General features: G+C 70.4%; 9 protein-coding genes and 1 tRNA gene. 7 read left to right on the forward strand and 3 right to left on the reverse strand.

Annotation, left to right across the window (positions count from 1 at the left end):
• Nucleotides 1-51 precede the first annotated feature (51 nt).
• The 3 genes from E8D38_RS08250 (at nt 52) to E8D38_RS08260 (ending at nt 19,236) form a co-directional block, all read left to right on the forward strand.
• Nucleotides 52-16,296, forward strand: a complete 16,245-nt coding sequence (locus tag E8D38_RS08250; protein ID WP_140627733.1) for an immunoglobulin-like domain-containing protein — start codon at nt 52-54, stop codon at nt 16,294-16,296.
• A 269-nt stretch (nt 16,297-16,565) separates the two neighbouring features.
• Nucleotides 16,566-18,152, forward strand: coding sequence for a putative bifunctional diguanylate cyclase/phosphodiesterase (locus tag E8D38_RS08255; RefSeq protein WP_246099403.1), 1,587 nt, complete (start codon nt 16,566-16,568; stop codon nt 18,150-18,152).
• Nucleotide 18,153: 1 nt separating this feature from the next.
• Nucleotides 18,154-19,236: a GGDEF domain-containing protein gene (locus tag E8D38_RS08260; protein ID WP_140627735.1), complete on the forward strand. Its 1,083-nt coding sequence runs from the start codon at nt 18,154-18,156 to the stop codon at nt 19,234-19,236.
• Nucleotides 19,237-19,248: 12 nt separating this feature from the next.
• Here E8D38_RS08260 and E8D38_RS08265 read toward each other — a convergent pair whose 3' ends face one another.
• A complete protein-coding gene (locus E8D38_RS08265) occupies nt 19,249-21,153 on the reverse strand; it encodes a bifunctional diguanylate cyclase/phosphodiesterase (protein ID WP_140627736.1) in 1,905 nt (634 codons plus the stop codon).
• A gap of 55 nt (nt 21,154-21,208) precedes the next feature.
• On the reverse strand, nt 21,209-21,940 hold the full coding sequence (locus E8D38_RS08270; RefSeq protein ID WP_219851683.1) for a transglutaminase-like cysteine peptidase: 732 nt from the start codon (nt 21,938-21,940) through the stop codon (nt 21,209-21,211).
• A 170-nt stretch (nt 21,941-22,110) separates the two neighbouring features.
• Between E8D38_RS08270 and E8D38_RS08275 the strand changes: the two genes are divergently transcribed.
• The 4 genes from E8D38_RS08275 (at nt 22,111) to E8D38_RS08290 (ending at nt 24,760) form a co-directional block, all read left to right on the forward strand.
• A complete protein-coding gene (locus E8D38_RS08275) occupies nt 22,111-23,676 on the forward strand; it encodes a TolC family outer membrane protein (RefSeq protein WP_140627737.1) in 1,566 nt (521 codons plus the stop codon).
• A 130-nt stretch (nt 23,677-23,806) separates the two neighbouring features.
• On the forward strand, nt 23,807-24,067 hold the full coding sequence (locus E8D38_RS08280; protein WP_140627738.1) for a DUF3606 domain-containing protein: 261 nt from the start codon (nt 23,807-23,809) through the stop codon (nt 24,065-24,067).
• Nucleotides 24,068-24,153: 86 nt separating this feature from the next.
• Nucleotides 24,154-24,244: transfer RNA gene (locus tag E8D38_RS08285), tRNA-Ser, on the forward strand.
• Between the two features lie 291 nt (nt 24,245-24,535).
• Nucleotides 24,536-24,760 carry a hypothetical protein gene (locus E8D38_RS08290; RefSeq protein WP_140627740.1) on the forward strand — a complete coding sequence of 75 codons (225 nt, stop codon included), beginning with the start codon at nt 24,536-24,538 and terminating at the stop codon, nt 24,758-24,760.
• A gap of 811 nt (nt 24,761-25,571) precedes the next feature.
• Here the strand turns inward: E8D38_RS08290 and E8D38_RS28595 are convergent.
• Nucleotides 25,572-25,812 (reverse strand): hypothetical protein (locus E8D38_RS28595; protein ID WP_219851686.1); only part of this gene is annotated, 241 nt, incomplete at its 5' end.

A 25,812-nucleotide genomic window follows, 5' to 3' on the forward strand; every position in this document is an offset into this window, starting at 1 on the left:
GTTAAGGCCGGTATCCTCGCCTGCATCCGCCAGCAGTAGGAAGGTCCGGTCATGCCGACGCTCGCCCATGTTCCCCACGGAAAAATCACCGCGCTGTGGGGCACCGCCTTCGTGCGCAGCCCCAACGGCAAGATGCGGCTGCTCAAGCTGGGCGACGTGGTCAACCGGGGCGACGTCATCCTGACCAGCCAGGACGGCATCGTTCAGATCTCCGGCGAAGACGGCGAGCCGCGAGCCCCCCGCCTGGCGCTCGTGCAGGCCGAAGGCGCCGAGCCGAAGGCCGCGCCGGTGCCCGACGACATCGAGCAGGTCATCCAGGCACTGAACAGCAACGACCCGAGCGTGGCCCCGGCGGCGGGCGTGGCGGGCGGCGGCGAAGGCGGCGAGCTGTCCCCCGGCCTGCGGGTCGACCGGGTCATCGAGGTCGTGACACCGCAGGAATACGCGTTCAGCACCCCCGACCGCACCGCAGCTGAATTCACCACCGGCAACCAGATCGACGGCAGCGCCGCCGCCGCGGGCGAACCGGCCAGGCCCGGCCCGTTCAGCGGCGCCGAGGATTCGCGCATTCCGGTCGCCCTGGTGGCCGACGGCACGACCGCGACTTCGGTCACCGTGACCAGCCTGCCGCCCGGCAGCACGCTGTTCCTGGCCGATGGCGTCACGCCGGTCGCCGCGGGCCAGGTGCTCACGCCCGCGCAGGCCGCCGGCCTGGTGTTCGTGCCCGCCCCCGACTTCAACGGCGCCACGCAGATCGGCTTTTCCACCACCGACGCGCAAGGCAACCTCACCCCGGCCACCAGCGTGGCGGTGACGGTGACGCCGGTCAACGATGCCCCCGTCGCTGCTCCCGACGCCGCCACCGCACTGGAAGACACCCCGCTGTCCGGCAAGCTGCTCGCCAACGACGGCGACGTCGACGGCGATGCGCTGAGCATCACCGGCTTCAGCATCGCGGGCCTGCCGGGCGCCTTTGCTGCCGGCAGCACCGCCAGCCTGGCCGGCGTCGGCACGTTCACCCTGGCGGCCGACGGCAGCTACACCTTCACGCCGGCGCCCCAGTACAACGGCCCGGTGCCGCAGGTCACCTACACGGTGAGCGATGGCACTGCCTCCACCACCGGCACGCTGGCGCTGTCGGTGACGCCGGTGAACGACGCCCCGGTGGCCGTGGGCGACAGCGTCGCCACCAATGAAGACACGCCGGTCACCATCGCGGTGCTCGGCAACGACAGCGATGCCGACGGCGACGCGCTGGCCGTGACCGCGATCAATGGCACCGCCATCGCCGTGGGCAGCCCGGTGCTGCTGCCGCAAGGCAGCGTGAGCCTGAATGCCGACGGCACCCTCACCTTCACGCCGGCCGCCGACTACAACGGCCCGGCCTCGTTCGACTACACGGTGAGCGACGGGCAAGGCGGCAGTTCGACCGCCAGCGTCACGGTCACGGTCAACCCTGTGGCCGACGTCACCACCGTCAGCCTCGCGGCAACGCCGGCCGTCGCCGAAGGCGGCACCATCGTCTACACCGCGAGCCTGACCGGCCCGGCCCAGGCACCGCTCACGCTGACGCTCAGCAACGGCGCGGTGATCAGCATCGCCGCCGGTGCCAGCAGCGGCTCGGTTGCGGTGCCCGCCCCGGCCGACGACGCCTACCTCGATGCCGGCAGCGTGTCGGCCACCATCGCCAGAGCCTCGGGCGGCGGCTTCGAGCAGTTGGCCGTCAACCCGGCCGCCGCGACGACTGCCGTCACCGATACGCAGGACACCACCACACTGTCGCTCACCGCCTCGCCCAACGTGGCCGAAGGCGGCCAGATCACCTACACCGCCACCCTCACCTCCGTTGCGCAGACTCCGGTGACGGTGACCCTGTCCAACGGCGCGGTCATCACCATCGCTGCCGGTGCCAGCACAGGCGCGGTCAGCGTGCCGGCCCCCACCGACGACGTCCACGTGGACGCCGGCAGCGTCTCGGCCACCATCGCCAGCGCCTCGGGCGGCAACTTCGAGCAGCTGCACATCGACCCCGTGGCCGCTACGACCAGCGTGGCCGACACCATCGACACCACCACCGTGTCGCTCACCGCCTCGCCCAGCGCGGCCGAAGGCGGCCAGATCACCTACACCGCCAGCCTCACCGCCGCGGCGCAGAGCCCGGTCACCGTGACGCTGTCCAACGGCGCCACCATCACCATCGCCGCCGGCGCCAGCACCGGCTCGGTCGCGGTGCCCGCCCCGGCCGATGACACCTACCTGGACGCCGGCAGCGTGTCGGCCACCATCGCCAGCGCCTCGGGCGGCGGCTTCGAGCAGCTGGCCGTCAACCCGGCCGCCGCAACCACCGCCGTCACCGACACGACCGACGCGACCACCGTGTCGCTCACCGCCTCGTCCAACGTGGCCGAGGGCGGCCAGATCACCTACACCGCCAGCCTGACCGGCGCCGCCCAGACGCCGGTGACCGTGACCTTGAGCAACGGCGCAGTCATCGTCATTCCCGCCGGCGCCAGCACCGGCTCGGTGAACGTCGGCGCCCCCGCAGACGACCTGTACCTGGATGCCGGCAGCGTCTCGGCCACCATCGCCAGCGCCTCGGGCGGCAGCTTCGAGCAGCTGCACATCGACCCCGCGGCCGCCACGACCAGCGTGGCCGACACCCTCGACACCACCACCGTGTCGCTCACCGCCTCGCCCAGCGCGGCCGAAGGCGGCCAGATCACCTACACCGCCAGCCTCACCAGCGCCGCCCAGACACCGGTGACGGTGATGCTGACCAACGGCGCGACCATCACCATCGCTGCCGGCGCCAGCGCTGGTTCCGTGAGCGTGAATGCACCCGCCGATGACGCGTATGCCGATGCCGGCAGCGTGTCGGCCAGCATCGCCAGCGCGAGCGGCGGCAACTTCGAAGACCTGGTGGTCAGCCCCGCCCCGGCGGTGACCGCGATCACCGATACGACCGACACCACCACCATCAGCCTCGGCGCCAGCCCGAGCGTGGCCGAAGGCGGCCAGATCACCTACACCGCCAGCCTCACCGCACCGGCACAGAGCCCGGTCACCGTGACGCTCTCGAACGGCGCGGTCATCACCATCGCCGCCGGTGCCAGCACCGGCTCGGTGAACGTCAGTGCCCCGGCCGACGATGTGTACGTCGATGCCGGCAGCGTGTCCGCCACCATCGCCAGCGCCACAGGCGGCAACTTCGAGCAGATCGCGCTCAACCCGGCCGCGGCGGCCACCACGATCACCGACACGCTGGACGCCACCACCGTGTCGCTCACCGCCAGCCCGAGCGTGGCTGAAGGGGGCACCATCGTCTACACGGCCGGCCTCACTGCGCCGGCCCTGAGCCCGGTGACGGTGACCTTGTCCAACGGCGCCACCATCACCATCGCCGCCGGCGCCAGCACCGGCTCGGTCGCGGTGCCCGCCCCGGCCGACGACACCTACCTGGACGCCGGCAGCGTGTCGGCCACCATCGCCAGCGCCTCGGGCGGCGGCTTCGAGCAGCTGGCCGTCAATCCGGCCGCCGCAACCACCACCGTCACCGACACGACCGACGCGACCACCGTGTCGCTCACCGCCTCGTCCAACGTGGCCGAGGGCGGCCAGATCACCTACACCGCCAGCCTGACCGGCACCGCGCAGACGCCGGTGACCGTGACCTTGAGCAACGGCGCAGTCATCGTCATTCCCGCCGGCGCCAGCACCGGCTCGGTGAATGTCGGCGCCCCCACCGACGACCTGTACCTGGATGCCGGCAGCGTGTCGGCCACCATCGCCAGCGCGAGCGGCGGCAACTTCGAGCAGTTGCAGGTCGACCCTGCGGCCGCCACCACGGCCGTCAGCGACACGCTCGACACCACCACGCTGAGCCTCGGCGCCAGCCCCGCCGTCGCCGAAGGCGGCAGCATCGTCTACACCGCCAGCCTCACCGCGCCCGCGCAGACTGCCGTCACCGTGACGCTGTCCAACGGCGCGGTCATCACCATCGCGGCCGGGGCCAGCAGCGGCATGGTCAGCGTGCCGGCCCCCGCCGACGACGTCCATCTGGACGCCGGCAGCGTCTCGGCCACCATCGCCAGCGCCTCGGGCGGCAACTTCGAGCAGCTGCACATCGACCCCGCGGCCGCCACGACCAGCGTGGCCGACACCATCGACACCACCACCGTGTCGCTCACCGCCTCGCCCAGCGTGGCCGAAGGCGGCCAGATCACCTACACCGCCAGCCTCACCAGCGCCGCGCAGACGCCGGTGACGGTGATGCTGACCAACGGCGCCTCGATCACCATCGCGGCAGGGGCCAGCACCGGCTCGGTCAGCGTGCCGGCGCCGGCGAACGACGTCTACACCGAAACCGTGACCACCCCGGTGGTGGTGAACGCCCGGGCCTCGCTCGTCAACGGTGTCGGCGCGCGGATGCAGCTGTGGCTGAACGGCGAAATGGTGGGCGAAGTTCAGGTGGACAACACCACCTATGCCAACCACACCTTCCAGGTACCGGGCCAGGTGGGCCGCGACGCGCAGCTCGACGTGGTGTTCACCAATGACCAGGTGTCGGGCGGCCAGGACCGCAATCTGTGGGTCTCGTCGGTCACGGTGGGTCAGCACGTGATGCGGCCGTCCGATGCCGGCGTCGTGATCGACCGCGGCTCCGGCGCGCAGGCTTTCGACGGCGTCAACACGATCGCGGGGCAGACCGGCATGCTGTGGAACGGCGCGCTGCGATTCGACGTGCCGGCCTCGGCCTTCGGCGTGGCCAGCGTCTCGGCCGGCATCGCCAGCGCCAGCGGCGGCAACTTCGAGAACCTGGTGGTCAACGGCACGCCCGCTGCCACCACCGTGACCGAAGTCGTGGACACCACGACCGTGTCGCTCACCGCCAGCCCGAGCGTGGCCGAGGGCGGCCAGATCACCTACACCGCCAGCCTCACCAGCGCGGCGCAGACCGCGGTCACCGTGACCCTGACCAACGGCGCGGTCATCACCATTCCTGCGGGCGCGAGCTCCGGCTCGGTGAGCGTCAGTGCGCCTGCCGAAGACGTGTACGCCGACGCGGGCACCGTGTCGGCCGGCATTGCCAGTGCGGCCGGCGGCAACTTCGAGCAGCTCGCCGTCAACCCGGCGACCGCCACCACGGCCGTCACCGACACGACCGACACCACCACGGTCAGCCTCGCCGCCACGCCCAGCGTCGCCGAAGGCGGCCAGATCACCTATACCGCCAGCCTCACCGCGCCGGCCCAGGGTCCGGTGACCGTGACGCTGTCGAACGGCGCCAGCATCACCATCGCCGCCGGCGCCAGCACCGGCTCGGTGAGCGTGAATGCGCCGGCCGACGACGTGTACGCCGACGCCGGCAACGTGTCGGCCACCATCACCGGCGCCACCGGCGGCGGCTTCGAGCAGCTGGCCGTGAACCCGGCCGCGGCCTCCACCGCCGTCAGCGACACGCAGGACACCACCACGGTCAGCCTCACCGGCTCGCCCAGCGTGGCCGAAGGCGGCCAGATCACCTACACCGCCAGCCTCACCGCACCGGCCCAGAGCCCGGTGACGGTGACGCTGTCGAACGGCGCGGTCATCACGATCCATGCCGGCAGCAGCACCGGCAGCGTCAGCGTGCCCGCGCCGGCCGACGATGCGCACGCCGACGGCAGCACCGTCTCGGTGACCATCGGCAGCGCCGCAGGCGGCCGCTTCGAGCAGCTCGCGGTGAACCCGGCAGCGGTCGACACGACCATCACCGACACGGTGGACACCACCACCTTGTCGCTTTCCGCCACGCCCGCCGTGGCCGAGGGCGGCTTCATCAGCTACACCGCCAGCCTCACCGCCCCCGCCCAGACGGCCATGCTGGTGACGCTGTCCAACGGCAGCACCATCACCATCGCTGCGGGCGCCAGCACCGGCAGCGTGAGCGTGCCCGCCCCGGCGGACGACGTGTACACCGATGCGGGCAACCTGTCGGTGCAGATCACCGGCGCCTCCGGCGGCAACTTCGAGCAGCTGTCGGTGAGCGCAACGCCGGCCGTCACCGCGGTGAGCGACACCCAGGACACCACCACGGTGAGCCTGTCGGCCACGCCGGCCGTGGCCGAAGGCGGCCAGATCACCTACACCGCGACCCTCGGCGCGCCGGCGCAGACGGCCATGGTCGTCGCGCTGTCCAACGGCGCCAGCATCAGCATCCCGGCCGGCAGCAGCGTCGGCTCGGTCAGCGTGCCCGCGCCGGCCGAAGACGTGTACGCCGACGCCGGCAGCGTGTCCGTGCAGATCACCAGCGCCTCGGGCGGCAACTTCGAGCAGCTGTCGGTCGACACCACGCCCGCGGTCACCTCGGTGAGCGACACGCAGGACACCACCACGGTGAGCCTCAGCGCTTCGCCGACGGTGGCCGAAGGCGGCCAGATCACCTACACCGCCAGCCTCGGCGCACCGGCGCAGAGCCCGGTGACGGTGACGCTGTCCAACGGAGCCACCATCACCATCGCGGCCGGCAGCAGCACCGGCAGCGCGAGCCTGCCTGCGCCTGGCGACGACGTGTATGCCGACGGCAGCACGCTGTCCGTCACGATCACCGGCGCCGATGGCGGCGGCTTCGAGCGGCTCGAGGCCAGTCCCACGCCGGCCGACACCACCGTCACCGACACGCCGAACACCACCACGGTGAGCCTGGCGGGCAGCGGCTCGGTGGCCGAAGGCGGTACCGCCAGCTACACGGTGAGCCTGACCAGCCCGGCCGCCACCGCGGTGACGGTGACGCTGGCCTACAGCGGCACCGCGGCCGACGGCACCGACTTCACCGGCGTCGCCACCCTCACCATTCCCGCGGGCGCCTCGAGCGCCGGCTTCGACATCGCCACGCTGAACGACACGCTGGCCGAAGGCGCCGAGAACTTCACCGTCTCGCTGGTCTCGGCCGCGGGCGGCAACTTCGAAAGCCTGGTCGTCTCCGGCAGCAACGGCTCGGTGACCACCGGCATCGTCGATGACGACGCCGCCTCGCTCAGCCTCTCGGCCACCCCGGCCCTCACCGAGGCCGGCGGCACCATCACCTACACCGCCACCCTCACCGAGCCTCCGGTGAGCCCGCTTTCGGTGACGCTCTCCAACGGCGCCACCATCACCATCGCGGCCGGCGCCTTGAGCGGCACGGTGGACGTGCCGCTGGCCGCCGCAGACGACGTATACGTGGACCCGGGCTCGGTGAGCACGGCCATCAGCGGCATCAGCGGCGGCGGCATCGCCGTCGTGGTGGATGCGACGCCGGCCGTCACCACCATCGGCGACACGATCGACAGCACGACGGTGAGCCTCTCGGCCACGCCGGTCGTGGCCGAGGGCGGCAGCATCGTCTACACCGCGAGCCTCACCGCTGCGGCGCAGAGCCCGGTGTCGGTGACGCTCTCCAACGGCGCCACCATCACCATTGCGGCCGGCGCCAGCAGCGGCTCGGTGAGCCTGGCCGCCGGCGACGACGTGTATGCCGGCGGCGCCGGCATCTCGGCGCGCATCAGCAGCGCCACCGGCGGCAACTTCGAGAACCTGGTGGCCGACACCACGCCGGCCGACACCACGGTGACCGACACGGTGGACACCACCACGCTGAGCCTCACCGCCTCGGGGAGTGCGGCCGAAGGCGGCCAGATCAGCTACACCGCCAGCCTCACCCGCGTGGCGCAGAGCCCGGTGACGGTGACGCTGTCGAACGGCGCGATCCTCACCATCCCGGCCGGCAGCAGCTCGGCCACGGTGGACGTCGCCGCGCCCACGGACGACGTGTACCTGGATGCCGGCAGCGTGTCGGCCACCATCACGAGCGCGAGCGGCGGCGGCTTCGAGCAGCTGGCCATCGACCCGGCCGCGGCCGGCACCACCATCACCGACACGCCCGACAGCACCACCGTGTCGCTCGCCGCCTCGCCCAGCGTGGCCGAGGGTGGCCAGATCATCTATACCGCGAGCCTCACCTCGCCGGCCCAGTCCGACGTGGCGGTGGCCCTGAGCAACGGTGCGGTCATCACCATCGCGGCCGGCTCGAGCAGCGGCTCGGTCAGCGTGAATGCGCCCGGCGACGACGTGTACCTGGACGCCGGCAACGTGTCGGCCACCATCACGAGCGCCACCGGCGGCAACTTCGAGAACCTGCTGCTGAGCCCGGCGGCGGCGACCACCACCGTCACCGACACCACCGACACCACCACGGTGTCGCTGACCGCCACACCCACTGTGGCCGAAGGCGGCCAGATCACCTACACCGCGAGCCTCACCGCACCGGCACGGAGTGCTGTGACGGTGGCACTCTCCAACGGCGCGACCATCACCATCCCGGCCGGCGCCAGCTCGGCGTCGGTGGGCGTGAACGCGCCGGCCGACGACGTGTATGCCGACGCCGGCAACGTGTCGGCCACCATCAGCAGTGCCGCAGGCGGCGGTTTCGAACACCTGGCGGTGAACCCGGCGGCGGCCACCACGGGCGTGACCGACACGGTGGACGACACCACCGTGTCGCTCTCCGCCACGCCGACCGTGGCCGAAGGCGGCCAGATCACCTACACCGCCAGCCTGGGCGCAGCCGCGCAGGCGCCGGTGACCGTCACCCTCTCCAACGGGGCGGTGATCACCATCGCGGCCGGCTCGAGCAGCGGCTCGGTGAGCCTCAACGCGCCCGCCGACGACGTGTACACCGATGCCGGCACCGTGTCGGCCACCATCAACGGCGCCACCGGCGGCGGCTTCGAGCGCCTGGTGGTGAACCCGGCCGCAGCCACCACGGCGGTGACCGACACCGTGGACACCACTACCGTGTCGCTCTCCGCCACGCCCAGCGTGAGCGAGGGCGGCCAGATCACCTACACCGCCAGCCTCACGAGCGCGGCCGGGACGCCGGTGACGGTGACGCTGTCCAACGGCGCCACGATCACCATCGCCGCCGGCGCGAACACCGGCTCGGTGAGCGTGAATGCGCCCGGCGACGACGTGTACACCGATGCCGGCAGCGTGTCGGCCACCATCACCGGTGCCACCGGCGGCAACTTCGAGAACCTGGTCGTGAACCCGGCCGCGGCGGCCACCACGGTCACCGACACGCCCGACGACACCACCGTCTCGCTCGCCGCCACGCCGACCGTCGCCGAAGGCGGACAGATCACCTACACCGCCAGCCTCACCGCCGCGGCCCAGAGCCCGGTGACCGTGACCCTGTCGAACGGCGCCGTCATCACCATCCCGGCCGGCGCCAGCTCGGCCTCGGTGAGCGTGAACGCGCCGGGCGAGGACGTGTACCTGGACGCCGGCAGCGTGTCGGCCACCATCACGAGCGCCACCGGCGGGGGGTTCGAGAACCTGGTGGCCAGCCCCACGGCCGCCGGCACCACCGTCACCGACACGGTGAACGACTCCACGGTGAGCCTGACCGCGTCGCCCACCGTGGCCGAAGGCGGCAGCATCACCTACACCGCCAGCCTCACCTCGCCTGCGCAGACGCCGGTGACGGTCACGCTGTCCAACGGCGCGGTCATCACCATCGCGGCGGGCGCGAGCTCGGGCACGGCCAACGTCGTGGCGGCCGACGACGTGTACCAGGGCGGCGGCAGCGTATCGGCCACGATCGCCGGCGCCACCGGCGGCAACTTCGAGAACCTGCTGGTCAACCCGGCCGCGGCCGGCACGACCATCACCGACACCGCGACCGACAGCACGGTGACGCTGTCCGCCTCGCCGAGCGTGGCCGAAGGCGGCCAGATCACCTACACCGCCAGCCTCACCTCGCCCGCGCAGACGCCGGTGACGGTGACCCTGTCGAACGGCGCCGTCATCACCATCCCGGCCGGCGACAGCACCGGCGCGGTGAGCGTCAACGCGCCGGCAGACGACGTGTACCTCGACGCCGGCAGCGTGTCGGCCACCATTGCCAGCGCCACCGGCGGCAACTTCGAGAACCTGCTGGTCAACCCGGCCGCTGCCACCACGACCGTCAGCGACACCACCGACACGGCCACCGTGTCGCTCGCCGCCTCGCCCAGCGTGGCCGAAGGCGGCCAGGTCACCTACACCGCCAGCCTCACCGCCCCGGCGCAGACGGCCGTGACGGTGACGCTGGACAACGGCGCGGTGATCACCATCGCGGCCGGCGCCAGCTCGGGCTCGGTGAACGTGGCGGCACCGACGGATGACGTCTACCTGGACGCCGGCAGCGTGTCGGCCTCCATCGCCAGCGCCTCGGGCGGCAACTTCGAGCAGCTGGTGGTGAACACGACCGCGGCCACCACGACCATCACCGACACCACGGACATGACCACCGTGTCGCTGACGGCGTCGAGCAGCGTGGCCGAGGGCGGGCAGATCACCTACACCGCCAGCCTCACTGCCCCGGCCCAGACGCCGGTGACGGTGACGCTGTCGAACGGCGCCACCATCAGCATCGCGGCCGGCGCCAGCACCGGCACGGTGAGCCTGAACGCACCGGCCGACGATGTTTACGCCGATGCCGGCACGGTGTCGGCCACCATCACCGGCGCCACCGGCGGCAGCTTCGAGCAGCTCGCCATCAACCCGGCGGCGGCCACCACCGCGATCACCGACACGGCGAACACCACCACCGTGTCGCTGTCGGCTTCGGCCAGCGTGGCCGAGGGCGGCCAGATCGTCTACACCGCCAGCCTCACCAGCGCCGCACAGGCCCCGGTGACGGTCACCTTGTCGAACGGCGCGGTCATCACCATCCCGGCAGGCAGCAGCTCCGCCAGCGTGAACGTCGATGCGCCCACCGACGACGTGTACCTCGACGCCGGCAGCGTGTCGGCCACCATCAGCAGCGCCTCGGGCGGCAACTTCGAGAACCTGGTGATCAACACGACGGCGGCCAGCACGACCGTCAGCGACACCCTCGACGACACCACCGTCTCGCTCTCGGCCACACCGAGCGTGGCCGAAGGCGGGCAGATCACCTACACCGCGAGCCTCACCGCGGCGGCGCAGACCCCGGTCACGGTGCAGCTGTCCAACGGCGCCACCATCACCATCGCCGCCGGTGCAAGCACCGGCTCGGTGAGCGTGCCGGCGCCGGCCGAAGACGTGTACGCCGACGCGGGCAACGTGTCGGCCACCATCGCCAGCGCCACCGGCGGCAATTTCGAGAACCTGGTGGTCAGCACGACGGCCGCGGTCACCAGCGTGGCCGACACGGTGGACACCACGACGGTGTCGCTGACCGCCACGGCCACGGTGGCCGAAGGCGGCCAGATCGTCTACACCGCCAGCCTCACCTCCGCGGCGCAAGGCCCGGTGACAGTGACGCTGTCCAACGGCGCCACCATCGAAATCGCCGCAGGCGCGAGCAGCGGCTCGGTGAGCGTGGCCGCCCCCGCGGACGACGTGTACACCGACGCGGGCAACGTGTCGGCCACCATCAGCGGCGCCTCGGGCGGCAATTTCGAGAACCTGGTCGTGAGCAACACGGCGGCGGTCACCGCCGTCACCGACGATGCCGATGCGACGACGCTGAGCCTCACCGGCGCGAGCAGCGTGACCGAGGGCGGCAGCGCCACTTACACGCTGTCGCTCACGTCGCCGGCACAGACCGCCGTCACCGTGACGCTGGGCTACAGCGGCACGGCGGCCAACGGCAGCGACTACACCGGCGTGACCACCGTCACCATCCCGGCAGGCAGCTCGTCGGTCAGCTTCGGCATCGCCACGCTGGACGACAGTGCGACCGAAAGCACCGAAAGCTTCACCGTCTCGCTGCTGTCGGCCACCGGCGGCAGCTTCGAGAACCTGTTGCTGAGCGGCAGCAACAGCGCGGTCAGCACCAGCATCATCGACAACGATGCGCCGCCCGCGATCGACCTGGACGCGAACAACTCCTCCGGCGCCGCCGGCACCGGCTACGCCGCCACCTTCACCGAAAACGGTGCGGCGGTGGCCATCGCCGATGCCGACGTGGCGATCACCGACGTCGATTCGACCAGCCTCACCGGCGCCACCATCACGCTCACCAATGCACAGGCGGGCGACGTGCTGGCGGCGGGCGTGCTGCCGGCCGGCATCTCGGCCAGCGTGTCGGGCAACACCGTCACCCTCTCGGGCGCGGCGAGCCTCGCCAGCTACCAGACCGCGATCCGGGCGATCACCTTCACCAACACGGGCGAGAACCCGTCGACCACGCCGCGCAGCATCAGCGTCACGGTGACCGACGGCACCAGCAGCTCGAACACCGCCATCACCACGGTCAACGTGGTGGCGGTGAACGACGCACCGGTGAACAGCGTGCCGGCCGCGCAGACCACGGCCGAGGACTCGGCGCGCGTGTTCAGCAGCGCCAATGGCAATGCCATCACCGTGGCCGACGCGGACGCGGGCTCGCTCACGGTGACGGTCTCCGTCACGAGCGGCACGCTCAGCGCCGCCGCCTTTGCCGGCGCGACCGTTTCGAACAATGGCACCGGCAGCATCACGATCACCGGCAGCGCCGCCGCCATCAACGGCGCGCTCAACGGGCTGGCCTACAACCCGGTGGCCGACTACAACGGCAGCGTCACGCTCACCGTTTCCACCAGCGACGGCGTGGCTGCCCCGGTGGTGTCCAGCGTGCCGATCACCGTCACGCCGGTGGCCGACATCACCGGCGACACCGTCAGCACCAACGAAGACACGGCGGTCACCGTCGCAGTGCTGGCCACCGACAGTTTCGAGAACGCCGGCCGAGCCATCACCGCGGTGAACGGAACCGCCATCACTGCGGGCGGGCCGGCAGTGGCCGTGGCCAACGGCAGCGTGCAGCTCAACGCCGGCGGCACCCTCACCTTCACGCCGGCCGCCAACTACAACGGCCCCGCATCGTTCACCTACACCGTCACCTCCGGCGGCGTGACCGAAACCGCCACGGTGAACGTGACGGTGAATGCGGTGAACGACGCGCCGGTGCTCGACCTGGACGACAACAACTCCAGCGGCGCGACCGGCGCCAACTACACGGCCACCTTCACCGAAAACGGCTCTGCCGTCTCCATCGGCGATGCCGACGTGCGCATCACCGACGTGGATGGCGCCACCCTCGCCGGCGCGACCATCACCCTCACCAATGCGCAAGCGGGTGACGTGCTGGCCGCCGGCGCGCTGCCGGCGGGCATCAGCGCCACCGTGTCGGGCAACAGCGTCACGCTGTCGGGCAGCGCCTCGCTGGCCGCCTATGAAACCGCGATCCGCGCGATCACCTTCTCCAACACCTCGGAGAACCCCGGCACCACGCCGCGCACGATCCAGGTGACGGTGAACGACGGCGTCAACGGCAGCAACGTCGCCACCGCCACCGTCAACGTCGTATCGGTCAACGATGCCCCGGTGGCCGTGGCCACGCCGGCCTCCGGCCTGGAAGACGCCGCCTTCATCGCGGTGAACCTGGCTGGCACCGACGTGGACGGCTCGATCGCCTCGGTGCGGGTGACCGCGCTGCCGGCCAATGGCACGCTCTTCCTCGCCGACGGCGTGACTCAGGTGGTCACCAATGCCGCCCTCACGCCGGCCCAGGCGGCCGCACTGCGCTTCGTGCCCGCGGCCGACTGGAGCGGCAGCACCCAGCTGTCGTTCACCGTGACCGACAACCAGGGGCTCACGTCCGCGGCGGTGCAGAACCCGATCACCGTGACGCCGGTGGCCGACCAGCCTGTGCTCGCATCCTGGACCACCACACACGTCAACGTCAGCGAAGACTGGCAGGACAACAACACCTCGGTCGGCCAGATGGTGTGGACGAGCTCGGACGGTTTCGTCGAAGTCAACACCCAGCCGGCCTACAACTCACTGCAGAACCCCAACACCACCCTCACCCCGGCCAACAACCGCGTGGCCGAGATCGAGGCCGACCCCGGAACGGCGAACTGGATCCAGACCACCATCAACGTGCCGCTGGCCGACCAGGTGATCGAGATCTCGTTCGACGCGCTGCGCCGTACCTTGTCCGGCACCACCGACAGCAACACGCAGTCGTTCAACGTCATCTGGAACGGCACCGTGGTCGGCACCTACAACCCCGGCACGGGGGCGTGGCTGTCGCCGACCATTCAGGTGACCAGCGTTGCGGGGACCAACACGCTGCGTTTCTCGTCCACCGACCAGACCGGCTCCATCGGCGCGGTGCTCGACCACGTGAGCGTGCGCACCGTGGCCGATGGCTTCGAGGACAGCCCCGTGCGCCTGCCCTCTCTCGCAGGCGCAGCCCTGGTGTTCGGCGACTCGGCCGACGACTCCGAGCAGCACACGCTGGCGCTGTCCGGCATCCCGGTGGGCGCCACCCTGTCGGACGGCACGCGCAGCTTCACCGCCACCGCGGGCAACACCTCGGTGCTGGTCTTCAACGAGGACAACCCGGCTGCCGCCTCCGGTGGCGCGAACTGGAACCTCGCCACGCTGACCATCACGCCGCCGGCCAACTTCTTCGGCAACCTGTCGCTCACCGCCACCGCCACCGCGGTGGAGCTGGCCAACGGCAGCACGGCCAGCGCCAGCTCGACCATCGACCTGGTGATCGCACCGGTGAACGACGCGCCGGCGGGCGCGGCCGATGCCGCCAGCGTGACCGAAGGCAGCACCACGCTGCAGGCCTCGGTGCTCGCCAACGACAGCGACGTCGAAGGCGACGCTCTCACGGTCTCTCAGGTGGCTGCCAGCGCCGGCGGCACCGCGGTCAGCGTGAACGGCAGCAACACCGTGACGACGGCCCTGGGCGGCACGGTGACGATGAATGCCGATGGCAGCTACACCTATGTGGCGCCCGCCGTCCTTCACGACGCGGCCAACACGCCGGTGCAGGACAGCTTCGTCTACCGCGCCAACGACGGCGATGCCAACTCGGGCTGGACCACCGTCACCATCAGCCTCGCCGACTCCACGCCGACCGCCGTGCACAACGATGCGACCGTGGTCTGGGGGCAGTCGGTCAGCGGCAACCTGCTGTCGAACGACGTGGCCGTCGACGGCGGCCGCACGCTGACCTCGGTGCGCTTCGACGGCGTGGACTACGCGGTGGCCGCCAGCGGCACCACGACCATCACCACGCCCGACGGCGCGCTGGTGGTCAGCGCCAACGGCAACTACACCTACACCTCGCGCCTGGGCGGCACGGCTTCGATCTCGGGCAACAGCCTGGCCCAATGGGAGTCGCAGATCGACGCCTTCGGCTTCGACAACAACGACACGAGCTGGGCCAGCGGCAGCAACCTCAACGTCAACGCGCTCACCTCGGGCGCCGGCGCGCTGGTCACCTACGGCGGCGGCGGCATCAAGCAGGGGCTGCGGGTGGTCAACGCCGGCATCGAGAGCGACGAGCAGCTCATCGTCCGCCTGCCGGAACTCGCGACCAATGCCAGCGTCTCGATCGCCCAGGCCAACCAGCTCGCCAACACGAGGTGGTACGCCTACGACGCCGACGGCGTGCTCGTGGACCAGGGCGACTTCCTCGGCGCCAGCAACAACGGCACCGAGTACACGGTGGCGATCAACACGCCGAATCCGTTCACCTATCTGCAGCTCTCGTACACCGGCTCGAACAGCCAGGGCTTCGTGCTCAGCGGGCTCAGCTACAGCCGTGTCTCCACCAGCCACGGCGACCTGTTCCAGTACACGATGCGCGATGCCGACGGCGACACGTCCACCTCGACGCTGGATGTGGAGCTTGGTGCCAGCAACCAGGCCCTGACCTCGGGCGCGCTGCAGTCGGGCACCGAGGGCGCCGACACCCTCACGGGCAGCGCCTCCGCCAACACGATCATGGCCCACGGCGGCGACGACATCGTCAACGCCGGCGGCGGCAACGACTGGATTGCGGGCGGCGCCGGCAACGACCAGCTCAATGGTCAGAGCGGCAACGACGTGATCTACGGCGGCGCAGGCAACGACGTGCTTGCCGGCGGCACGGGGGCCGACGTGTTCGCATGGCAGCTCGCCGACCGCGGCTCGAACGGCGCACCGGCCGTCGACACCATCACCGACTTCAGCATCTCGCAGGGCGACGTGCTCGACCTGCGCGACCTGCTGCAGGGACACGACACGTCGGCGGCCAACATCGACAACTACATCGACATCGACTACAGCGGCGGCAACACGGTGATCCGCATCAGCTCGAGTGGCGGCTTCGCAAACGGCAACTACTCCGCCTCGGCGCAAGACCAGCAGATCGTGCTGCAGGGCGTCGACCTGCGCGACCAGCTGGGCCTCGGGTCATCGACGACCGAATCTCAGCTGCTGCAGGAGCTGATGCATCGCGGCAAGCTGCTGACCGAGCCCTGATCGGACGCCAATGCCGGGGTACGGGGGCCGCATGCGCGGCGCCCGCCTACCCGGGAGAGAAATTTGCCTGAGGCAGGGGGACGCCCCGCGCGAGGCCAGGCAGCGCCGCTCCAATTGAAACCGAATGGGAATGCGTGACTTTCCTGGGCTTTTGCCGGGTCGCGCCAGCTTGAGTTCCCGCGGGCTTTCACCGAAACCAAGGCGAATGCGACCGCCGCGTCGCGCCATGGCGGCATGGCATCCACAACAGACCCCAGGGAGTCGCGAAATTGTTTGCAGCTGCGTTCGACCTTCAGCCTCTCGGCACCAGCGGCCTGCTGGCGCTGGCGGCGCTAGCGGCACTGGCGGCTCTGCTGCCGGCCTGCGTGCTGATTGCCGTGGTCCGGCGCAGGGCCGCACGGCAGGTGCAGGCGCAGGTGCAGGCGCTGGAATCCGCGAATGCGCGGCTGCGCTTGGCCAACGAGTCGCTGCTGCAGCAGGCCCACGTCGACGCCCTCACCGGGCTGCCGAACCGGCTGATGTTCGATCACCGGCTGAACCAGGCGAGCGCCCGCCTCGAACGTGCCGCGGCGCCTGGCCGCGCCCAGGAGAAGCTCGCCGTGCTCTGCCTGGATCTCGACCGCCTGGGCGCCGTCAACGAGTCGATGGGCGTGGCCGCCGGCGATCTCGTGCTCAAGGAAGCGGCTCGCCGCATCCGGGCGATGGCGCGCGAAAGCGACACGGTGGCGCGCGACGGGAGCGACAGCTTCCTCGTGCTCATGGAAGGCGTGGCCGGCGCGCAGGACTGCGCGGCACTGGCCGAGCGAGTGATCGGCGCGCTGTCGATGCCGTTCGAGACAGGCGGCCGCCCGCTGGTGATCTCGGCCTCGGTGGGCGTTGCGGTCTATCCCGACCACGGGCAGCGCGACGAGCTGGTGCCGCGAGCGGACATGGCCATGCACACGGCAAAGCGCGCGGGCGGCAGCACCTGCGCCATCTTCAGCGCGACCGAGGAACGCAGTGCGCTGGAGCAGCTCGCACTGCAGAACGACCTGCGCGATGCGGCCGAGCTCGGCCAGTTGCTGTTGCACTACCAGCCCAAGATCGACGCCCGCCGCGGCGTGATCCGCGGCGTGGAGGCGCTGCTGCGCTGGGTCCATCCGCAGCGCGGCATGGTGAGTCCGGCCGTGTTCATTCCGATTGCCGAGCGCTCGGGGCTGATCCATCAGTTGGGCCACTGGGTCATCGAGGAGTCCTGCCGCCAGATGCGCGCCTGGGCCGACGCCGGCCTGCGCATCCGCGTGGCGATCAACGTATCGGCACACCAGCTGCGACGCGATGACTTCGTCGCGTCGATCGAGCAGGCGCTTCGGCGCCACCAGATCGACCCGTCTCAGCTGCTGTGCGAGATCACCGAGTCGATCCTGATGGAAGACGTGGAGCACACGCGCCGGGTGCTCGAAGGGCTCGGGCGGCTCGGCGTGTACCTGTCGATCGACGACTTCGGGACCGGCTACTCCTCGCTGAGCTATCTGCGGCAGTTGCCGGCCCAGCAACTGAAGATCGACCGCAGCTTCGTGAAGGACCTCGAATCGAGCACCGACGCCCGGGCAATCGTCGACGCGGTGGTCCGCCTGGCCCATGCGCTGGGGCTGCGCGTGGTGGCCGAAGGGGTCGAGACGGCCGGCCAGCGCGACGCGCTGCTGCAGCTCGATTGCGACGAACTGCAGGGCTACTTCTTCGCCAGGCCGATGCCCGCGACTGCACTGGAGGACTGGGCCTGCGGCACGAAGCCGGAAGGCTGCGTGGACTTCTCGCCGTCGGTCATCGACGAAACACTTGGCGCACAGCGTCAACCACTGATGAGGAGCGCTTGAAATGACAGCGCGAAAGAAGGCCGCGGCCAGGCACGCGGTCGATCAGGCGCCCACGGTCCGGCTTCTCGAGGCCGTGCGGTCCTTCACCGCCGAGCGCAAGCGCGACGCCCTGGTGACTACGCTCATCAAGACCATGCTCGAGGTGCTGCCCGCGCGGGCGATCGAGTACCAGCCACGGGGCGCGCACGGCCACGAGGGACGCCTGCGGGTGCACGGCGACAACGCCCAGGCGGGCAGCGCCAGCGGGCAGCAGCGGCGCATGGACGAAGCCTCGCCGATGCGCCAGGACATGGCCCACTACATGCAGCGCATCGACAGCGCCGCCGACGGCGCGTCTCCCGAAGCAGGCATCATCGGTCACGGCTACTCCATCCACCCGCTGCTCGACGGGCAAGGCGTGGCCGGACTGATCGCCATCGAACATGCGCCCGGCCGCCCGGTCGAGACGGCCATCGTGGATGCGCTGCTGCGCATCTATCGCAACTTCGCCACGGTCATCGACGATTCGCACCGCGACACGCTGACCGGGCTGCTGAACCGCAAGACCTTCGAGCAAAGCATCCAGAGCGTGCTGCTCGAGTCGAAGCGCATCTCCACCGTTTCGCCGGACGGCGTGGAACACCGGCGCGAACCGGGTTCCGACGCCTGCCACTGGCTGGCGGTGATGGACATCGACCACTTCAAGCGCATCAACGACACCTTCGGCCACCTGTACGGCGACGAGGTGCTGATCCTGCTGTCGCGCCTCATGCTGCAGTCGTTCCGCAAGTCCGACCGCGTGTACCGGTTCGGCGGCGAGGAATTCGCCGTGCTGCTGAGCCCCTGCACGGCCGCCGACGTTCGCAACGTGCTCGACCGCTTCAGGCTCGCGGTGCAGAACCATGATTTCCCGCAGGTGGGCCAGGTGACCATCAGCATCGGCGTGGTGGCGGTGCAGGCCCAGGACATCCCGGCCACCGTGGTGGCCCATGCCGACGAGGCGCTCTACGCCTCCAAGCACGGCGGGCGCAACCGCGTCACCGCCTATGCCGACCTCGCGGTGCAGGCTGCACCGCAGCAGGCTTCGAGCATCGACCTGTTCTGAGCAAGCCGGTGATCACCTCACCCAGGGGCCGGTGATGCCGTCGGCACCGTTGGCCCACAGGGCCAGGGCGTCGTCTTCGCTGGCCACGCCCTCGGCATACACCTGCAGGCCCAGGCCGTGCAGCATCCAGGCCGAGCCCTTGACGAACTCGGCCAGCGCCGCATCGCCGGCCACACCGCGCGTCACACTGGCGTCGAGCTTCACATAGTCGAGCCCCAGCTCGAACAGGCGGTCGATCGACGCCAGGCGCCTGCCCGCGTGCTCGAGGCCGACCTTCACGCCCAGCGGCCGCAGCTGCGTGCACAGCTCGCGCAGCAGCGCGAAGTGATCCACCGCGGCCGCCTCGCCGACTTCGAGCCAGAGGGAAGCGGCGGCCTGCGGTGCCGCCGCCACCGCGTTGCGCAGGCGGGGCAGGAAGGCGCTGTCCTGCAGCGAGGCGGATGAGAGGTTGACGCCGCGCGGACGGCGGTCGCGCGCGATCTCGTCGAGCGCCAGCACGACCGCGGCCTCGTCGACCTGTGACACGAGCCGGGTGCGCATGGCCATCGGCAGCCACTCGGTGGCCGCGAGGAATTCGCCGCCCGGCTCCAGCTGCAGCCGCAGCGGGCACTCGAGGTGCAGGATCCGGCCATCGCGGTCCTGCAGGGGGTAGCTGCCCAACTGCAGCCGCCTTTGGGCCAGTGCATCGCCGATGCGCTGGCGCCAGCCGTCTTCACCGAGCACCGGTGCGCCTGACAAGGGGCTGTCGGCGGCTTCGAGCGCGAAGGCACCGCGGCTCTCGGCGCGGGCGAGCGCAGCGTCGGCATTGGACATGAGCGCACCGGCCGTGATGCTGCGCTGCCAGTTCACCGCGGCAAGCACCACCCGGGCCAGCGGGCCGAAGGGCGTGAGCATGCCGTGCAGCTTCTCCAGCAGGGCCGTGGCCGCCTGGGACGACGCATTGCCGTCTCCCGGCACACTCAGGGCGAAGTCGCTGCCGTTGAGGCGCCCCACTTCGCCGCCTTGCTCGGTGGCAGCCTCACGCAGCGTCTTGGCCACCGCCTGCAGCACTCGGTCGGTCTGCTGGTGCCCGAGGCTGGTGTTGAGCTCGGCAAGCTCCTGCACCCGCACCAGCACCAGGGTGCCCGTCCCCGGGCCGTCTTCGCTTTCGAGCAGCGTGGCCAGCTGGGCCATGAAATGGCGCCGGTGGGACACGCCGGTGAGCGCGTCGCAATGGGCCTGGCGGCGCAGCTCCTCGACCTGCACCGACTGCTCGTCGAACAGCAGCTTCAGCCGCGCGACCATCGCATTCATGGCGCGGGTGAGCCGCTGCAGCTCCGGCACGGCCGGCTCGTTGACGGTGATGAAGCGCCGCTCGACCAGCGCCTGGGCCTGGCCCACCGTGGCATTGAGCGGCCGCTCGATGCGCCTGAGCGCCCAGGTGCCCACCAGGCCTGCCAGCAGGCCCAGCGCGGCCATCCAGGTGAGCATGCGCAGGAAGGCATTCCACAGCTCGCCATAGACGAAGGCCGAGTGGCTCACCACCTCCACCTGGCCGAGCGCCCGCCAGCCGTCGGACAGCTGTGCCACACCGGCCACCGACTCGATGGGGATGAGCCGCACGAACCAGCCGGGCGCCGCCGACGGCTTGACCGAGGCCTCGCGGCGGAACTGCTCGCGCCCGTCGGGGCCGGTGATGACGATGCGCTGGTAGTAGCCGGTGTCGAACTGCGCCGCGGCGGCCAGTTCCATCAGCGCGGCATCGCCCTTCTGCTGCGACAGCGACAGGGCCAGCGCCTGGGCGTTGTCATTGTTCTTGAGCCGCAGCTGGGTCTCGAGATAGCTTCGGGCCGACACCACCGACAGGGTGACGCTACCAACGAAGGCCAGCAGCAGCACCCCGAGCAGCAGCAGCCACATCTGCCTGATCAACGACATGACCGCATCTCCTTGTTCTTCTGACGGCCGCTGTGCCGGCGTGAAGTGTTGATTGTCACCACAGGCCCTCCGCCCTCACCTTGGCCAGCAGCTCCCGCCAGCGCGACAGCCGGGCCACCGGGTCCCCGGCGCTGGTGGCACCGGTGCCCTGCCAGAGACCTTCGGCGTTGAAGCTGAACACGGGCGCCAGGTCGGGCCGGCGCGACGCCGGCCGCAGCTCGGACACGAGATTGTCGAGAATCAGCGGCTCCGCGGACGGCTCTGCATAGTAGGCCAGCACCATGTGCGCCTGCACCGCGCCGCCCGGCCCGCCGATCTGAGCGCGCACATAGACCAGCCGCATCTTCGAGGCCGGCACGCCGGTGGCCACCAGCGAAAAGTACTTGGCGATCGCGTAGTCCTCGCAGTCGCCCTGCCCCTTGTCGAGCACCTCGAGCGGGCTGGCCCAGTAGTCGGCCTGTCCCCAGGTCTCGGTGTCGTCGCGAAACAGGATGCGGCGGTTGAAGAACTGATTCACCGCCGCCAGCCGGGCTTCCTCGCCCAGCGGCGCACTGCTGGCCAGCATGCCTTGCAAGGCGCGCGCGCCGCTCTGGGCCTGCGGCCCCAGGCGCTTGGCCGCCGCGAGCAGGCGGTCCGCATCGAAGGCCCAGCCTGCCGGCGCCACGACCGCCAGCAGGCCTGCCGCGGCGACCATGAGCAGCCAGGCACACAGCGCCCATCGGGCGCAGGCGCCCGGTGGGCATGGGCGCGGCTGCGCCGCCAACATGACGCTCGGCATGCCGCTCATGTCGGCGGTGCATCGGGAAACTTGAACGGACGGTCCACCACCTGCGCACTGTGCATCGAGTTGTTGCGAAAACAAATGCGCGCGCAACAACTTGCGTGAAATACTTCCAGCCTTACCCTGAGCCGAGGGCTTGTGCAAACGGTGCCTCGCAGACACCATCGCGCGCACACATGATCCAGCCATCAAGAGAACACACCCGACCGAAGTCCCGTGCCCCGCTGCTCGCGCTTGCCCTCGTGGCAGCCGCCTGCACCACCGCATGGGCCGAGCCCGCCGGCCATGAAGCCCTGCGAGCCGCGGCACAGAAGGCCATCACCGGCAACCCCGAGGTGACGGCCCGGTTCAACGCCTTCCGCGCCGCGCACAACGAGATCGACGTCGCGCGCGGCGGCTACTACCCTCGTCTCGACCTTTCGGCGAGCGTGGGCCGCGAAAACGACCGCATCAGCAGCCGCAATCCGGAAAGCGCGAGCCTCTCGCGCAGCGGCGTCGCGCTCAGCCTGTCGCAGATGCTCTGGGATGGCCTGGCCACCAGCAGCGAGGTGGGCCGCCTGGCCCATGCCAAGCTCACCCGCTATTTCGAGTTCGTCGATGCCACCGAGCAGACGGCCCTCGAGGCGGCCCGCGCCTACCACGACGTGCTGCGATTCCGGCGCCTGGTGAGGCTGGCCGAAGACAACTACGTGCAGCACAAGTACGCCTTCGACCAGATCCAGAGCCGCGTGCGCGCGGGTGTGGGCCGCGGCGTGGACCTCGAGCAGGCGGGCGCCCGGCTGGCTCTGGCGGAGTCGAACCTGACCACCGAGGTGGCCAACCTGCACGACGTGCTGGAGCGCTACCGCCGTGTGGTGGGCGAGCCGCCCGCCGAGGCGCTGCCCGAAGCCGGGCCGCTCTCGCAGAACGCGCCCGCCAGCCAGGCCGAGCTGCTGGCGCAGGTGGCCGGTCGCAACCCCGCGATCGCCGCCGCCATCGAGAACCTGCGTGCCGCGCGCGCCCAGGCCAGCGCGCGCAGGAGCGCCTTCCAGCCGCGCGTGGAGGCGCGCCTGCGCTCGGGCACCGGGCGCAACTTCGACGGCGTGTCGGACCAGCGGCGCGACAGCTCGGCCGAACTCGTGCTGAACTGGAACCTCTTCAACGGCGGCTCCGACCAGGCCCGCGTGCGCCAGGCGGCCGACCTGCTCAACGCGGCGGCCGACCAGCGCGACAAGGCCTGCCGCGACGCTCGCCAGACCGGCTCGATCGCCTTCAACGACACCCGAAAGCTGGCCGAGCAGCTGGTCTACCTCGACCGCAACGTGCTGGCCATCGAAAAAGCCCGCGACGCCTACCGCCAGCAGTTCGACATCGGCCAACGCAGCCTGCTGGACCTGCTGAACTCGGAGAACGAGCTGTACACGGCCCGGCGTTCGTATGCCAATGCCGAGGCCGACCTGAACATCGCCTGGCTGCGCAGCCACGCCGCCGCCGGCTCGCTGGTGGCCGCGCTGGGACTCAAGCGCGAAGACGCCGACGACGGCGCCCGAGAGGCCTCGTCCTGGCAGGCCGGCGAAGACGGCGCGACGCGCTGCCCGGCCGATGCCAACCTGCTGGCGCCCACGCCCAAGGAAGAGCTCGATGCGCGGGCGCGCCGCCTCTCGGGCCTCGCACCGGGCACGACGACCGGCTCGGCGGCGGCACCGGCTAGCCCTGCGACATCAGCAACTCCGAGCCGGCCCCTTCAGAAAAACTTTCCGTAACGTCGGGCATCCATCCGCAAATCTGGGGTGATTTCCCACAAGGGACGCCGGCGCGTCGCCTCGTGGCGACTCGTGACAGGGGGCAGGCACATTGGTTGCCCTCCAGCGATATCACGATCGGAGGCCCCGTATGCCGTACAGCTTGAAGAGTCGCGGAGAACAGTACTACCTGTGCATCAACTTGAACTGGGACTGGGAGGTCGCGTATTGGATGGAAACCCTGGACGCCACCGCCGAAGAACTCCAGGAAGCGGTGAGATCGGTGGGTTCGGAGATCAATGCCGTGAAGAACTACCTCGCACGTGACCCGCGCCGGGCGGCCAAGGCCGCACCCGCAACAGCAGTCGACGAGCTCTCTGCCGACCCACCGGCTCTGGCCGGACTGAGCTGATGTCGCACCGCCATTCACCCCAGCAAGTCATGTTCGACAAGCCGAGCAAAACGCGCTCGCGCTGTTGCTACAATCGCCGACTTTCCGGAGAGGTGGATGAGCGGTTTAAGTCGCACGCCTGGAAAGCGTGTGTGGGTTAATAGCCCACCGCGGGTTCGAATCCCGCCCTCTCCGCCAGCACATCATCCGCGGCTTTCAGCAAAGCCCCGGAAATCGACCAAAGCCCCGCACCGCGGGGCTTTTTTCATCTCCGGACGTTCCCGGTTGTCCTTTGACAGCCAGACCAAAACGGGGGAACCGTTGGGGTAATCGGCGCCGGACCAGCGGGGGAACCGGGGCAAGGAGCCCTCAATGCCGCTGACTGATACCTTCTGCAAGCGTGCCCCCCGTGCTGCCGATCGACCACGCGAACGCTTCGCCGACAGCGGCGGCCTCTACCAAGGATGGAGGCCAAGCCCAACTCTGGCGATGGAAGTACCGCTTACCTGGGCAAGGAGCGCCGACTGCGTCAACGCGCAGATCGAGAGGTTCCTTGCCGGCGGAGGACTCGAACGTCTGCTCTCGGAGGGCGCCGCGCCCTTGGCACCCTTGCCGCCCGAGGCCTCGCGCACCGACCGCCGCCACGCCAAGCTCGCGCAGCGCCTGAACCCGGCCGCCGACCCGCACCCGACGCCGCTGTCCGACGACGTCTGAGGCGCGATCGCGGAGCGCCGCTTCATCGTGCCCAGGCGCAGCTACGCCATGGACCAGGGGCATACCAACCTGCACGCCGAGCGACGCCTGGCCGACTTCACCATGCGCCCCTGCGGCACGTGCGCGGACGCGATCGAGGCTCCCCTCGAGACGCATCGCGGCCCATACTGGATGTCCAAGGCTTCGACCGCCGGCAGGGACGTCCCCGCCGACATCCAGCGCAGCGCAGTGCAGTGCAGTGGGCAGGCAACGCACGCCGGCTCGGCTTTCCAGCACGCGCCAGGCCAACGGCTCAACGGCCGAATACGGACCGTCTCTCCACGTCGTTCATGTCCAGCTCGCGGAGCTCGTCCGCCTCAGTCGTCCCGCACTCGTAGACGTAGCTCAACGTCGAGCGGCGCAACGCGGTAGTCCGCCGCGTGTTCTCGCTGCTGTGGGCTGCTCCGCGGTCGCTCATCTCCGGGCCCGAGCATCGGTGTCCTGATGCTCGGTCGCGGCGTGGCGAGCGTCGGGTGCGCAGCGGTTGCCGACGATCACCGTTGGGCAGCGTACTCACGCTCACTGGCATGAAGCGGTCGCCGAGCCAGATCCGTCGCGAGCACTGCAGAGTAGGAAGGGCCTCGTTCGCCGGCCGGGCCGATGCCAGGGAGAGTGTCTTGTGCTCGATCTGCTCTCGTCTCTGCCTTGGCGGGCTGCACGCCCCCGCCAGCAGCACACAGGGCCATGCACGAAGGCCATAGGCCCCGACGTCGAGCAGCGGCGCTCGGCGGCGCCGCTGCTCTTGCGCTCGACCCGTGTTGGTGTCGCGCGTTCAGTTCCTGTACAGCACGCCCCGGCCGCTGCCGCTGACGTAGACGCGGCCGTAGATGTTCTGGTCGGCCGCGATCGCGCCGATGCCGCCGAACTGCGTCGTGTCGTCGTTGATGCGCGCTTCACCGTGCTGCTGGTCAACGCGCGCCACGTCAAGAATGTCTCGGGCCGCAAGTCCGACGTGCTGGACTGCCAGTGGCTGCAGCAGCTCATGAGCTACGGCCTGCTGCGCGGGGCGTTCC

Origin of the sequence: Methylibium rhizosphaerae (assembly GCF_006386545.1) — a bacterium.
Lineage (GTDB): Bacteria > Pseudomonadota > Gammaproteobacteria > Burkholderiales > Burkholderiaceae_C > Pseudorivibacter > Pseudorivibacter rhizosphaerae.

What these genes read in the sequence shown, in the direction of transcription:
- E8D38_RS08250 (WP_140627733.1), top strand. Translation starts at nt 52, where the DNA reads ATGCCGACGCTCGCCCATGTTCCCCACGGAAAAATCACCGCGCTGTGG.
- E8D38_RS08260 (WP_140627735.1), top strand. Translation starts at nt 18,154, where the DNA reads ATGACAGCGCGAAAGAAGGCCGCGGCCAGGCACGCGGTCGATCAGGCG.
- E8D38_RS08265 (WP_140627736.1), bottom strand. Translation starts at nt 21,153, where the DNA reads ATGTCGTTGATCAGGCAGATGTGGCTGCTGCTGCTCGGGGTGCTGCTG.
- E8D38_RS08270 (WP_219851683.1), bottom strand. Translation starts at nt 21,940, where the DNA reads ATGAGCGGCATGCCGAGCGTCATGTTGGCGGCGCAGCCGCGCCCATGC.
- E8D38_RS08275 (WP_140627737.1), top strand. Translation starts at nt 22,111, where the DNA reads ATGATCCAGCCATCAAGAGAACACACCCGACCGAAGTCCCGTGCCCCG.
- E8D38_RS08280 (WP_140627738.1), top strand. Translation starts at nt 23,807, where the DNA reads ATGCCGTACAGCTTGAAGAGTCGCGGAGAACAGTACTACCTGTGCATC.
- E8D38_RS08290 (WP_140627740.1), top strand. Translation starts at nt 24,536, where the DNA reads ATGGAAGTACCGCTTACCTGGGCAAGGAGCGCCGACTGCGTCAACGCG.